General features: G+C 61.4%; 15 protein-coding genes. 9 read left to right on the forward strand and 6 right to left on the reverse strand.

What is annotated here, in order from left to right; translation table 11 throughout:
* Nucleotides 1–43: 43 nt before the first annotated feature.
* Genes EFD55_RS28415 through EFD55_RS28425 form a run of 3 tightly spaced genes read right to left on the reverse strand, consistent with a single transcriptional unit; the run spans nucleotide 44 to nucleotide 1,493 of the window.
* A complete protein-coding gene (locus EFD55_RS28415; protein ID WP_125849762.1) occupies nucleotides 44–415 on the reverse strand; it encodes a VOC family protein in 372 nt (123 codons plus the stop codon).
* 33 nt (nucleotides 416–448) lie between these two features.
* Nucleotides 449–1,210, reverse strand: a complete 762-nt coding sequence (locus EFD55_RS28420) for an SDR family NAD(P)-dependent oxidoreductase (protein ID WP_125849764.1) — start codon at nucleotides 1,208–1,210, stop codon at nucleotides 449–451.
* Nucleotides 1,211–1,220: 10 nt separating this feature from the next.
* Entirely contained in the window at nucleotides 1,221–1,493 is a 273-nt protein-coding gene (locus EFD55_RS28425; RefSeq protein ID WP_125849766.1) for a hypothetical protein, read from the reverse strand.
* A gap of 160 nt (nucleotides 1,494–1,653) precedes the next feature.
* On the opposite strand from EFD55_RS28425, the gene EFD55_RS28430 reads away from it, so the two are divergent.
* Complete coding sequence (locus EFD55_RS28430) at nucleotides 1,654–2,292, forward strand: TetR/AcrR family transcriptional regulator (RefSeq protein WP_125849768.1); 639 nt, start codon at nucleotides 1,654–1,656, stop codon at nucleotides 2,290–2,292.
* A 133-nt stretch (nucleotides 2,293–2,425) separates the two neighbouring features.
* Here EFD55_RS28430 and EFD55_RS28435 read toward each other — a convergent pair whose 3' ends face one another.
* Nucleotides 2,426–3,196: an AraC family transcriptional regulator gene (locus EFD55_RS28435; protein WP_245438606.1), complete on the reverse strand. Its 771-nt coding sequence runs from the start codon at nucleotides 3,194–3,196 to the stop codon at nucleotides 2,426–2,428.
* Nucleotides 3,197–3,300: 104 nt separating this feature from the next.
* On the opposite strand from EFD55_RS28435, the gene EFD55_RS28440 reads away from it, so the two are divergent.
* The 5 genes from EFD55_RS28440 (at nucleotide 3,301) to EFD55_RS28460 (ending at nucleotide 7,181) form a co-directional block, all read left to right on the forward strand.
* Nucleotides 3,301–4,242: an NmrA family NAD(P)-binding protein gene (locus tag EFD55_RS28440; protein WP_125849770.1), complete on the forward strand. Its 942-nt coding sequence runs from the start codon at nucleotides 3,301–3,303 to the stop codon at nucleotides 4,240–4,242.
* Nucleotides 4,243–4,426: 184 nt separating this feature from the next.
* Nucleotides 4,427–4,741: an ArsR/SmtB family transcription factor gene (locus tag EFD55_RS28445; protein ID WP_007628095.1), complete on the forward strand. Its 315-nt coding sequence runs from the start codon at nucleotides 4,427–4,429 to the stop codon at nucleotides 4,739–4,741.
* The gene (locus EFD55_RS28450; protein ID WP_125849772.1) at nucleotides 4,738–5,097 is read left to right on the forward strand and encodes an SRPBCC family protein; all 360 of its coding nucleotides are present in this window, start codon (nucleotides 4,738–4,740) and stop codon (nucleotides 5,095–5,097) included. The genes EFD55_RS28445 and EFD55_RS28450 overlap by 4 nt, the downstream gene beginning before the upstream one ends.
* A gap of 45 nt (nucleotides 5,098–5,142) precedes the next feature.
* Nucleotides 5,143–5,754, forward strand: a complete 612-nt coding sequence (locus tag EFD55_RS28455) for an ATP-dependent Clp protease proteolytic subunit (RefSeq protein ID WP_125849774.1) — start codon at nucleotides 5,143–5,145, stop codon at nucleotides 5,752–5,754.
* Nucleotides 5,755–6,071: 317 nt separating this feature from the next.
* Nucleotides 6,072–7,181 (forward strand): sulfite oxidase, encoded by a 1,110-nt coding sequence (locus tag EFD55_RS28460; RefSeq protein WP_125849776.1) that lies wholly within the window; start codon nucleotides 6,072–6,074, stop codon nucleotides 7,179–7,181.
* 38 nt (nucleotides 7,182–7,219) lie between these two features.
* Here the strand turns inward: EFD55_RS28460 and EFD55_RS28465 are convergent, their stop codons facing one another.
* Nucleotides 7,220–7,429: a DUF3237 family protein gene (locus EFD55_RS28465; protein WP_125849777.1), complete on the reverse strand. Its 210-nt coding sequence runs from the start codon at nucleotides 7,427–7,429 to the stop codon at nucleotides 7,220–7,222.
* 209 nt (nucleotides 7,430–7,638) lie between these two features.
* Between EFD55_RS28465 and EFD55_RS28470 the strand changes: the two genes are divergently transcribed.
* Nucleotides 7,639–8,517 carry a LysR family transcriptional regulator gene (locus tag EFD55_RS28470; protein WP_125849779.1) on the forward strand — a complete coding sequence of 293 codons (879 nt, stop codon included), beginning with the start codon at nucleotides 7,639–7,641 and terminating at the stop codon, nucleotides 8,515–8,517.
* On the opposite strand, the gene EFD55_RS28475 is transcribed toward EFD55_RS28470, so the two are convergent.
* Complete coding sequence (locus EFD55_RS28475; protein ID WP_165504907.1) at nucleotides 8,489–8,887, reverse strand: RidA family protein; 399 nt, start codon at nucleotides 8,885–8,887, stop codon at nucleotides 8,489–8,491. The two genes, EFD55_RS28470 and EFD55_RS28475, sit on opposite strands and share 29 nt — an antisense overlap.
* Before the next feature lie 142 nt (nucleotides 8,888–9,029).
* Between EFD55_RS28475 and EFD55_RS28480 the strand changes: the two genes are divergently transcribed.
* Nucleotides 9,030–9,623 carry a TetR/AcrR family transcriptional regulator gene (locus tag EFD55_RS28480; RefSeq protein WP_125849783.1) on the forward strand — a complete coding sequence of 198 codons (594 nt, stop codon included), beginning with the start codon at nucleotides 9,030–9,032 and terminating at the stop codon, nucleotides 9,621–9,623.
* 196 nt (nucleotides 9,624–9,819) lie between these two features.
* Entirely contained in the window at nucleotides 9,820–12,603 is a 2,784-nt protein-coding gene (locus EFD55_RS28485) for a bifunctional diguanylate cyclase/phosphodiesterase (protein WP_125849785.1), read from the forward strand.
* The last annotated feature ends 154 nt before the right edge of the window (nucleotides 12,604–12,757 follow it).

A 12,757-nucleotide genomic window follows, 5' to 3' on the forward strand; every position in this document is an offset into this window, starting at 1 on the left:
CTAGGCCGGCCGACGATCGTCAACCGGGCATGCGTGACTACTGTCATCCCAGCGGATCGGCGGCGAAGAATTCGTAGCTGTTGCCATCGTCGTCCCAGACATAAACCCCGCGCCCGCCATTCAGGCGATTTATCGCGTGGTCTCGCGTAAACGGCCCCGATCCGAACAGCAGCTCACCTGCCGTAACGCGGCGCAGAATCGCATCGAAATCCCGGTCGCTGACCAGGAAAGCGAAATGACCGAAGACGAAGGCACCCCCGTCATAGAAGTCGAGCGTCAGCCGATCGTTGACCCGCACGGCGGCGAACGGCCCCGAGAGACGCATAGGTGCGGCGTCGATCACGGCGGAGAAGAAGCGTGCTGCCGCCGCTTTGTCGGTGCAGTGGACGATGGCGTGATTGAGTTCGAGATCCATGTGGTAATACCTCTTCAAGAGAATGATCGGCAATCAGTGCATCAACCGGCCGCCGGCGATGTCGAGCGTCGCGCCGGTCAGCCAGCCGGCGCTTTCCGACGCCAGGAACAAGGTTGCCGCGGCGATGTCGGCCGGCGTCCCCAGTCGGCGCAGCGGATGGGCATCGGCGATCTTCTGTCGCATCTGGGGTGGCATGTGCTCCGCCGTGCGATCGGTCAGCACCGCGGACGGCGATATGCAGTTCACGCGCACGCCATCGGGACCCAGATCCTGTGCGAGTTGCTGGGTGAGCAGGACGATCCCCGCCTTCGCGACGGCATAACCGAGTGGCGCGGCGGAGGGAGCTCGGCCGGCGGTCGAGGCCATCGTGACTGCAGCACCGCGGCCGCTTTTCTTGAGGTCGGCCGCGAAGGTTCGCAGCGTGAGGAAGGTCGCAGTGACGTTATTGTCCAGACTGGAACGCCAGTCCTGCTCGATTGGCGCGGGCCGGCTCGTGCCGCCACCGGCAAAGGCGATCAGGATGTCGAGGCCACCCTGTCGTTCGATCAGGGTGGTCCGCGCGGCCTCGAGTTGATCCGCGCTGGTACAATCGAGCTCGATCGCCGCATGGCCGGCCGAAATGGCGGCGAGTGAGGCTCGGACATGTTCGATCCGCGACCGGTCGCGTCCGGCGATCGTCACCTGAACGCCGTTGTGAGCGAACCAGCGCGCGGTCTCGGCGCCGATCCCGCCGGAGCCGCCGGTGATCAGCGCGGTTTTGCCGGCGAGATCGGGAAACAGGGGAATGTTGAGCATTGCCATTACCTCAGACGTACTGTGCCACGGCCATGCAGATGATCGTGACGACCAGCAGTGTGGCGGACACGCGATAGCCGGTGGCGGCGCGCGGCGACGCCTCCCCGGATCGCATCGCCGCCCGGATCATGATGACCTGGACCAGCAAGGCCAGGATCGCGGCGGCGGCCCCCGTCGCGAGGATCATTTCAGTGCGTTGGAAGCTTCCTTGATGAAGCAGATGCCAGAGTAGCGCCCCCGACAGGACCGAGACGCTCGCCGCGCCGATCTGCGGACGGAACAACGCGGCACCCCCATTCCGCCGTTTCTGGCGAGAACGAAGGTCGACCCCGCCCAGAAGATCGACGACAGGACATGGACAGCGATGGTGATAATCAGCAAGATTTGCATTACGAGGCTCCGGATCGACAGGCCTATCTCAAATTAGATATACAGGTTGTATAATGATTATTTCCGGCAAACCGTCAAGGCCCTATTCGACCGAAAAACGCGACGCGAAGGCGGCAGAGACGCGTACGCGTCTGGTTGCCGCAGCTCTGGACATTCTCCGCCAGTCCGGCGGACAGGCACTGTCGCTCGATGCCGTGGCCAGGGCGGTCGGCGTCACGCGGCTGACCGTCTACAACCAATTCGGCTCGCGGAACGGGTTGCTCGAAGCCGCGTTCGACGCGGTTGCCGAGCAAGGCAATCTGGCCGGCCTCGCCAAGACGATGGCGATACCCGAGCCGCGTGCCGCGCTCGCCTGGGTCGTCAAAACATTCTGCGATTTCTGGATGTCGAATGAAGGGCTCGGCGGAATCTTCGCCGCAGCGGCGGTGGATGCCGAATTGAGCAAGGCACTGGCCGCGCGTAACGAGCGGCGGCGTGGTTTATTGGGATTATTGGTCGATCGTCAGGGCATTGCCGAGGGACAGGCGAAAGCCGACATCGTCGACCTGCTGTTCACGCTCACGAGTTTCGCGACCTTCACCTCCTTGCGCGGCGAACAGCGCGACGGCGAGGCAGTGTGCGCCCTGTTGCTACCACTTTGTGATCAGATCTTTTCGGGAGAGCGTAGATCGATCTCGCCCGCCGCGACCTGATCGAATGGCAGTTTCCGGGCACTGCAGCGGGGTAACTGGTGTTCCGCTCCCACGTTGTCCTAGCCGCCGTGATCTGTGATCGGCTTTCCATGCAAAGGCCGACCAGCGTTGCCGAATTTGGCCATTCGGCAAATCAGCTCGCGAAGTAGCGCGTTGGCGTTGTGCCCAATGCCTTCTTAAACATGACGATAAAGGCGGTAGCGGATTCATATCCCAAATCGCTCGACACCCTCTGGACCGTCGCGCCGCTGGCCAGTTCGCGCAACGCGATGACCAGGTGCAGTTGCCGCCGCCATCGGCCGAAGGTCAGTCCCGTTTCCTGGACCATCAGCCGCTTCAAGGATCGCTCACTCATGGCAACGTGTGCCGCCCAATCCACCAGGGTGCGACGGTCGCTCGGCTCCGCCATCAGGGCAGCAGTGATCGCGGCGATTTTGGGATGGCTGGACGCGGGTAAGTCCAGCCCCTGTATCGGCATTTGCGCGAGTTCATCCAGCAAGACCCGCACCATACGGCCGACATGATCGTCCGGAGCAGAATTGACCGGTACATCCGCCAGTCGGAGGATCATCTCGCGGAGCATCGGCGACACAGACAGAGTGCAGCACTCGCGCGGCAGCTTGGCCGCTTCGGGTTGAACGAACAGATAGGACAGGCGTGCGTTTGATGTGACCTGGTTGCTATGGGGCATGCCGCCGGGTATCCAGACTCCGCAGTCTGGTGGGACAATCCAGATGCCATTCTCCGTCCTGCATGTGACGGCCCCGTGCAGAGCCAAAATGAGCTGCCCTTCCTTGTGCTGGTGCTGGGGCACTTCAGCCTCATAGTCACTGAAGTCGAGGCGGACAGCGACGGCCGGGCGATCTGACCAGTCGGGATCAAAGTCGTCGAAGCAGGAACGCAGTTTTGCGGATTGGCCCTATTTTGAGATCATTTGGCATTATCTCCAAATTCGTACGGACAGCAATAGTCTACTACTCGGTGATCAACAACCGAAAGGAGACTGTCATGCGAATTTCTGTCGTTGGCGCCACGGGACGAGTCGGCGCCAAGCTGACCCGGACCCTGCTGAGATCAGGGCATCAGGTCAGAGCGTTGTCGAGAGGTGGCCCAGCGCTTGACGCACTGGTCAAGCTCGGAGCAGAGCCATTCCTGGGAAGCTTTGACACAGGAGCGGGAGACCTTGACCAATTTTTCCAGGGTGCAGATGCCGCGTTCCTGATGGTGAAGACCGATTGGAACAACATCGAGGGACACTACCCCGCTGTTGCCCAGCGCTTTGTCGACGCGCTCGAAAAATCCTCCGTCAAACTGGCCGTAAGCCTAACGGCCATGGGTTCGGACGTGAAGGGGAAGACGGGTCATTTCGAGTGCTTCCACGATCTGGACGAAAAGCTCAACGAACTTGGCAATATCAATTTGGTCCACCTGCGCGCCGCCTGGTTCATGGAAGACGTGTCGGCGTGGACGGGGCCGGTTGCCAAATACGGTCGAATTGCCTGGTTCTGCAAACCTGATTTAAAGATGCCCTGGGTGGCGACCGATGACATCGCATGGCTGGCAGCGAAGGAACTGACCAATCCGACGGGCAGACACCGCGTCTATCTCGAAGTCGGCTCGGAAGATGTCTCGATGAACGAACTGGCCGTGATCATTGGCAAGGAGATCGGCAGGCCGGTGGAGTACCGATACATCGAGACGACCCGCAAAGACGTGGAAGCTGAATTTCTGGCGCGGTTCGGGACGCCGGAGAAATGGCAGGACGACACCCTGAGCGCTGACGCTTTGAACAATGGCATCGTAAGGTTCCATGGGGAGCACGAGGATCGTCCAAAATTGCCCACGTCGATGGAGGCGTTCATTGGCGATGTTTGGAAGCCGCGTTACCTGGAGGCGGTCAGAGCGGGAGAGCAACGAGAGACGTTTCCCATGTGGACCGCCAGGGACTAGAGCCTTTCCGGGTTAGATTGAAGCATTCTGCCGGAGCAGATTTTCGTCAGGGCAAAGGCGATTGGCGACGGGCATACCCCAAGGTACGTCCGAGCCGATCGCCTTGAACTCAGGATTTCCGCAGCAACAGAAAGCTGCCTCGAAATCGCTTGCGAATCGCATAAGTACGTGCTTATGTGTTCGCATGATCGAGAATGACTTTTTCCGAGCTTTGGCAGACCCGACCCGCCGTGCGATCTTTGAGAAGCTGGCGGCAGGGAGCATGAACGCGAGCGCCTTGCGCGAGGGCATGGAGATTAGCCAGCCGGCGATGTCGCAACACCTCGCAGTTCTGCGCAGTGCAAAGCTCGTGAGGGAAGAACGACAGGGGCGTTTCGTGAATTACGAAGTCGATCCCGATGGGTTGGCTCTCATCGCCCAGTGGCTCGCAAAATACCGCGCCTATTGGCCGGAGCGTATCGCAGCACTCAAAGTCTTGCTGAAGGACATGGATCAATGAACGAAGGGAAGACCAAGGAGAGGGATAGCGGCGTCGAGTTGGAGTTTGACCTGGGCGATCCGCCGCAAAAGGTCTGGCGTGCCGTCACCATTCCCGAACTTCGGGAAAGGTGGTTGCCGAAGGAAGCGTTGGCTGATGCCGATGCGATCACCGTCACCCCCGGTCAGGAAGTTCGCTACAAGCTGCGTGACGATAACCCGCCTTTTCTTGAAAGCACCGTGACGTTCACGGTCACCCCAAATGCCACTGGCGGCACTTGCCTTCGGATCGTCCACGAACTGACGGATGCAAGGTTCGATGGAATGGCAAGAGCGCCGGCAAACAGCAACAGCCCGCCCCTCATGCTCGCCGCCTGACACGGCGAGCCTCCCCCTTAAATTCTGAAAGTCTGGAGGTCGCCGATGCGCGAAGCGATGCAACTCGTCCCTATGGTCGTAGAACAGTCCAGCCGGGGGGAGCGATCCTTTGATATCTATTCCCGGCTTCTGCGCGAGCGGATTATCTTTCTCAATGGCGAGGTGAACGATACCGTTTCGGCGCTCGTCTGCGCGCAACTGCTGTTTCTGGAGGCGGAAAACCCCAAAAAGCCCATCAGCCTCTATATCAATTCGCCGGGCGGCGTCGTGACCAGCGGGCTCGCCATGTACGACACCATGCGCTTCATCCGTGCGCCGGTTCATACACTTTGCATGGGGACGGCCCGTTCAATGGGATCGTTCCTGCTGATGGCAGGCGAACCCGGCGGAAGAGCCGCATTGCCCAATGCCAGTATCCTCATTCACCAGCCCTCGGGCGGCTTTCAAGGGCAGGCTTCCGACATGCTGATTCATGCCGAGGAAATTTTAAAGACCAAGCAGCGCATGACGCGGCTCTACGCGGAGCATTGCGGACGTTCCTACGAAGACTTTGAGCGCGGGATGGATCGCGACCGCTTCATGACGGCGGAGGAAGCGCTTGAATGGGGTCTTATCGACCGTATTCTGAAGGTTCGGGAAGACACGAGCAGCCTATAAGCCTTGTTGCAAAAAAACCGATTAAAGCGACACTTGTTTTCTCAACTTCTGCGATGTCAGAATAGGGGGCGGCAGCCATAATGGCCGCGTCTGGTGCTTTCCGGCCGCGATGATGAGTTCAACGGCCGAAATGGGGCGCAAAGCGGTCAAGACCGCCGTCGGCCCCTTTGCTGCCGTTCGAGGTCGATCCGAGGAACGTGCGGTATGTGCTAGAATGCGGCCCGAAGGCGGAATGCGACGGACGCACTGCGAGGGGCGGTGTGATCGTTCGTACGACCGAGAGCCGACGTTGTGTTCTTGAAGGGGAGACGAGGACAATGCCGACACCACAGCAACCCAGTCTAATAGTTCGACAGAAATCCCCACAGAATATCGAGTTTCCGTTTGCGTCGCTCTCCGATTGGCTGATCCCAACCGAGCTGTTCTTCGTGCGAAACCATTTCCCGTCGCCGGACCTCGATGCGCGAGACTGGAGATTGCGCGTTGGCGGGGCGGTGGAGCGGCCGATCGAACTTGACCTCGACAGCATCAAGGCGATGCGGAGCACGACTCTCAACGCCGTCGTCGAGTGTGCAGGGAACGGGCGCGTCTACTATGTGCCGCCGAGGGAGGGGTTGCAGTGGCAGAACGGAGCCGTCGGCAATGCCGCGTGGACAGGTGTTCTTCTGCGCGACATTTTGGAAATGGCGGGCGTTAAGCGAACCGCATGCGAGGTTCTGCTCACAGGCGCCGACAGCGGCGTCGTCGACGCGAACAAGAAAACGGCCTCTCCCGGCCCCATCGCTTTTGCGCGCAGTTTACCGCTTGAGAAGGCCATCGCTGACAGCACGATCCTTGCCTATTCGATGAACGACGAGCCGTTGACGCGCGATCACGGCTACCCGCTGCGCGCGGTCGTGGGTGGCTGGTTCGGCATGGCTTGGGTCAAGTGGATCACGGATATCACGGTTGTAGAGCAACCGTTCCTTGGCTACTGGCAGGCGCGCGACTATTTCCGTTGGGAGCGCGGCCTCGGGGAACCCACGCTGGTCCCCCTTGCGGAGATGGAGGTCAAAGCGCAGATCGCGCGTCCCGTACAGGGGGCGCGTCTCATCGCCGGCCAACCGTGCCGGATTTTCGGAGCCGCCTGGAGCGGAGAGGCTGGTATCCGGCAGGTGCAGATCTGCACGGGAGATGGCAAGGGCTGGCGCGAGGGAAGGCTCCTCGAAACAGAACGTCCCTTTGCATGGCGCTTGTGGGAGTACATGTGGACCCCTGAAGAAGCGGGGCAATATACACTGCGCTGTCGCGCGACCGATGGGGCGGGGTGCGTGCAGCCCGACCTCCAGCGTTCCGACTGCGAGAGCTACGTGGCCAATTGGATCATTCCTGTGGAGGTTACGGTCGTTCCCGAGCCACAGAGGTACGATGAGGAATTCGTGATCTAATCACCCGCATGGGCCGGAATGCCGGCGGGCGGCTGAATTCATAGAATTTCGAAGACTTCGTATTCGACGCCGCCCGGACGCCGCCCGCCTTGCGCGACTGCGACGATCTGGTTGAGCCAGGCGTGCTGCGGCGCCGCCGTCTCGAAATAGGGGGTTGTGCGGCGGCTGCCCGCCGGCGTCTGGCCGAGTTCGAACGCCGGATGAAGGGTCAGGAAGAGTGTGAACAAGTGCCGAGATTGCAGGGACATGGAAGATCGCCTATTGTTTGCATGAACCTTGAAGTGCCTCGCAATCTTTCAGATCCGTTTGCCGCGCTCAAGGTTTTCGGTTTGCGTTTGTCGTGATCGCAAAGCCGCTGCGCACTCTGCTCGACATGCTCTAGCTGAAGGCGCCTTGTCCCCAAAACGCGCTTTGCTTGAGACGCTCACAAGCAAAACTCATCAAGAGAGAAGAGATCATGCGGCCGCCGTTGGAGTCTCTGCGAATTCTGGAAGCGTGCGTTTCCACCGCCAGCTTTGTCCGCGCCGCCGAACGGCTGTGCCTGACGCCTGCGGCCGTCAGTCTGCGTATCCGGACGCTGGAGGCCGAGCTTGGCCAGCCATTGTTCGTGCGGGCGGGGCGGCGCGTCGTGCCGACGGCTGCGGCCGCTCAACTGGCCGCTCGCATTCGCGAGGCACTGGATGGCATTGCCGGCGCGCTCGATGAATTTCAGGCCGCGACGCCGCCGCTCAGATTGACGGCGCCTCCGACATTCGCCTCGCGCTGGCTGGCGCTGCGGCTGGCGCGCTATCCCTCGGCAGGGGGATCGTCGATCGAGGTTGACGTCTCCGCCGATATTCGCGACCCCAGCGCATTCGACGTCGCCATCAGGACGGGTCGTGGCGGCTGGGACGGGCTTGAGGAATACCCGCTCGCGCCGGTCGAGGTGACGCCCATGCTGGCGCCCGGCCTGCTGGGAATGCGGACGCTGGACAGGCCGGGCGCGCTTGCCGATTTCGAGCTGTTGCCGCATCCGGATTGGCAGGCTTGGTTCAGGGGTGCGGAATGCGAGCCGCCGGCTCTGCGGTTCGTTGCCGTCGAATACCCCACGCATGAGCTGGACGCCAATGCGGCGGTGGCGGGCGTCGGCGTGGCGCTCCTGTCACCATTGTTGTTTCGCCCGCTCCTGGAAAAGGGGCTGCTGATCGCCCCTTTCCCCTATGTGCTCAGCGGGCCGGCCTGGCATTTTGCCTTGATGCGCGCCGACGATGTCCGTCTTGCGCCTCGCCAGTTCTGCGCCTGGCTTTGCGAGCAGGCTGAGCAGTCGATCACGCCGCTTGCGGAATACGGGCAATGACCTTGATCTCAAAGTCGAAGCCGGCCAGCCAGTTTACGCCGAGCGCCGTCCAGTTCGGGTAGGGCGGCTTGCTGAAAACCTCTTGCTTGACGGCCATAATGGTTGCGAACTGGTTCTCCGGGTCGGTGTGGAAGGTGGTGATATCGACGATGTCATCCGTCGTGCAACCGGCTGCTCGAAGCGTGGCCTTCAGGTTTTCGAAGGCGAGCCGCACCTGGCGTTCGAAATCGGGTTCGGGCGTTCCATCGGCACGGCTGCCGACCTGTCCCGATACGAACAGAAGGTCGCCGGATCGGATGGCGGCGGAATAGCCGTGCTCCTCGTAAAGGGCGTGCCGGTCGGCCGGAAAGATTGCCTGGGGTTTCGTCATTCTGATCTCTCTTCCTTGTTGGCATGGCACCGAGGCCTTCACAGGCGGCGCCATATTTCATATACGTGGCGTATCGAAATATCTCGCATACGGACCGTATGTCAAGTTTAACATACGTGTCGTATGTGAAAATGAGGATGCGATGGCGAAAAGTCGAAGCGAAACGATGCTGGAAAACCGCGTCAAGCTGATCGCGGCCGCGCGCAAGGCCTTTGCGCAAAAGGGCTATTCGGCCGCATCGATGGACGAGCTGACGGCCGATGCCGGCCTGACCAGGGGCGCGCTGTACCACAACTTCGGCGACAAGCGCGGGCTGCTTGCGGCGGTCGTCGATCAGATGGACACGGAAATGGCGGCGCGCGCTCAGGAAATCGGGGCTCGGGCTGATGATGACTGGCAGGGTCTGCTGGCGGAGGGGGCGGCCTATATCGAGATGGCGCTCGATCCGGAGGTCCAGCGCATCGTTCTGCTCGACGGACCGGCTGTATTGGGCGATCCCTCGCAATGGCCGAGTCAAAACAGCTGTCTGCAGGTGACCAGGAGCGCCGTGGAGCGCCTGATCGCACAAGGCATCCTCAAGCCTGTTGATGCGGAGGCGGCGGCCCGGTTGCTCAGCGGCGCGGCTCTCAACGCCGCTCTCTGGATCGCCGCGAGCGAAAACCCGCAGAGCGTGCTGCCGAAGGCGGTCGAGGCTTTTCGCTCTTTGGCGAGCGGTCTGCTTTTGAAGCCATTGTGAGCTGATGGCTGCCGATGGGCTGGCGGAAATCCGTTCACCATATCGGGACACCCGATGTAAACGCTAATCCGACAACAGCGTGTCCGAGTTGGCGGGCTGGCCGGGTTTCCCGCGCCAATTCAGATAGATGCCCTGTTTTTTTCAACCTTCCTTAAGGCGCGCTGCTTAGCGTCGCGCCGAATTGAGGGTCTGTTTCATGTTCACCGTTCTGACGTGCGTTACCCAGCAGCATAATCTTGCGCTGGTCGGTCTCGCGGGTTTGATCTGCTTTCTCGCGAGCCATTGCGCGATGGTTCTGCTGCATCGGGCAACATCGTCCGAGGGGGCCGCCCGGTGGGTATGGATTGCGACAGCCGGTGCGGCCGGCGGCTTCGGCATCTGGGCCACGCATTTCGTCGCCATGCTGGCATATGACCCCGGTGTCGTTGTGGGTTATCGCGCCGGTTTGACGCTGGTGTCGCTGCTGGTCGCGATCGTTGCGACATCGGCCGCCGTCGCCGCCAAGATGGCCTACACCAGATGGGTGGCAAACATCCTGGCAGGCGTGCTCTTTGGAGCCGGCATCGGCTCGATGCATTTTGCCGGAATGCTGGCGATCGAACTCCCGGGCGATATGTCCTGGGACAGCAGGTTCGTAGCGGCGTCCGTTGTTCTCGGCATCGCCTTTTCGATCGCCGCCTTTCGACTTTCGGTAAGGCGCGACCGGTCTGTCGTCAGCAGGTTCGCACCGACGCTTGTGTTAACGCTTGGTGTCGTCGCCCTTCATTTCACCGCGATGGCGGGTGTGACCGTCACCCCCGATGCGGCAGCACTCGATCCTTCGACGCTGCTTTCGCCTGAGGTCATGGCGGTGACGATCGCCGCCGTCACCTTTTCGCTGCTGGCGGCGGGTTTTGCGGCCGCCATGTTTGCCGTGCATTCGGAGGTCAAGACCGCCAAGGCGGAGCGCAACTTCAAGCTCCTGATCGAGGGCGTGACCGACTACGCAATCTACATGCTCGATCCGGATGGAAAGGTCAGCAACTGGAATGCGGGCGCCGAGCGCATCAAGGGCTACACCGCCGATGAGATCGTCGGCAAGGATTTCTCGCTGTTCTATTCGGATGAAGACCGCAGCAAAGGCAGCCCGCAACGGGCGCTTGAGATTGCCCGCACTGACGGCAAGTTCGAAGCCCAGGGGTGGCGCTATCGCAAGGACGGCTCCTCGTTCTGGGCCCACGTGGTCATCGACGCGATCCACGACGAGGCCGGCGAGCTGATCGGCTATGCGAAGATTACCAAGGACAACAGCAAGCAGAAGGCGGATGCCGACCGGATCGAGGAGGTCAGCCGCAATCTCGACGCCGCCCTCGAAAACATGGGGCAGGGCATCTGCATGTTCGGCGGGGACGAGCGCCTGCTCCTCTGCAACCAGCGCTATCTCGAAATCTTCAGATTTCCCGAGGGGTCGGTGCGTCCGGGAATGCAGTACCGGCAGATCGTCGAAATCGGATATTCCGCCCGCGCGGAGGATCCCGCCGAGGCCTCGATGCAGGCCGAGGCCCACTATGCCAGGAACATGGCGCTGATCAGGGCCGGCGCCGGCAGCGCGGTTCACAAATACCCCAGCGGAACATCCATCCAGCAAAAGGTCAACATCCTGCAGAATGGCGGCTGGGTCGTCACCTTCGAAGACATCACCGACCGCGTGAAGTCAGAGGAGCAGGTCGCCTTCCTTGCCACGCATGATGCGCTGACGGGCCTGCCGAACCGGTTGCAGTTCGGCGAGCGCGTCTCCGAGGAGCTGATGGTCGCGGAAAGGGTGAGGGGCAAGGTCGCCGTCATCGGCATCGACCTCGACAAGTTCAAGGAGGTCAACGACCAGCACGGGCACGGCGTCGGCGACATGGTTCTGGTCGAGCTCACGCGGCGTCTCGGCGAGGCGCGGCAGGAGGGCGAGTTGATCGCCCGGTTCGGCGGCGACGAGTTCTCCGCGACCAAACGTTTCGACGATCTCAGCGCCTTGCACGATTTCATCGCGCGCCTGGAAGGCGCCCTGGCCGGGGTGATCTCCGTCGACGGATTTGAGATCAAGACCGGGGCCAGCCTCGGTGTCGCGATCTATCCCGGCGATGCCGAGAGCGTCGACGGGCTTCTGGCCAATGCCGACCTTGCCATGTACCGCGCCAAGCAATCTCTGCTGCAGAAGGTGTGCTTCTACGAGGCCGCCATGGACGAGACCGCACGGCGCCGCCGCGCGCTCGCAAACGACCTCTGGGCGTGCATCGATCGCGATGAGCTTCATCTGCACTATCAGGTGCAGAAATCCGTGCGGACGGGAGAGATCACCGGATACGAAGTTCTGCTGCGCTGGCGCCATCACGAACTCGGCAACATCCCGCCGATGGACTTCATCGGCCTTGCCGAGGAATGCGGCGCGATCCTTCCGATCGGCGAATGGGTTCTGCGGGAAGCCTGCCGGGAGGCCGCAAGCTGGAACAACAGCTACAAGATCGCGGTCAACCTGTCGCCGATCCAGCTCGGCCATGCCGACATGGCGACTGTCATAGCAGGCATCCTTTCGGAAACCGGCCTCAATCCGCGCCGCCTCGAAATCGAGATCACCGAAAGCTCGATCATCGTCGACAAGGACAAGGCGTTGCGCACCATGCGGCAGATCAAGGCTCTCGGCGTCTCGATCGCGATCGACGACTTCGGCACCGGCTACTCCTCGCTGGAGACGCTGCGCGCGTTTCCCTTCGACAAGATCAAACTCGACAAGAGCTTCATGGCCGAGGTCGAGAGCAGCCCGCAATCCAAGGCGATCGTCAGAGCCATCCTTGCGCTCGGCCGCAGCCTGGAGGTCCCGGTGCTGGCGGAAGGCGTGGAAACGCAGGCGCAGCTGGATACGCTGTTCGAAGAACAGTGCGACGAGGCGCAGGGTTATCTGCTTGGAAGGCCGCAGGCGATGCGCGAGGCGGGGGTTGAGAAGGCGGCTTGAGGGAGCAGGAGCAGTAGGTTCAATGTGATACGACACATTGGTTGTGAAGATCGGCGTGGCCCCTCATCCGGCTGCCGCCACCTTCTCCCCGTTTTGACGGGGAGAAGGGACAAACCGCGACCTCTCCGTTCCCACTCACTCTCACAAGGCACGT

Source organism: Rhizobium pisi (assembly GCF_003938655.1).
Lineage (GTDB): Bacteria > Pseudomonadota > Alphaproteobacteria > Rhizobiales > Rhizobiaceae > Rhizobium > Rhizobium pisi.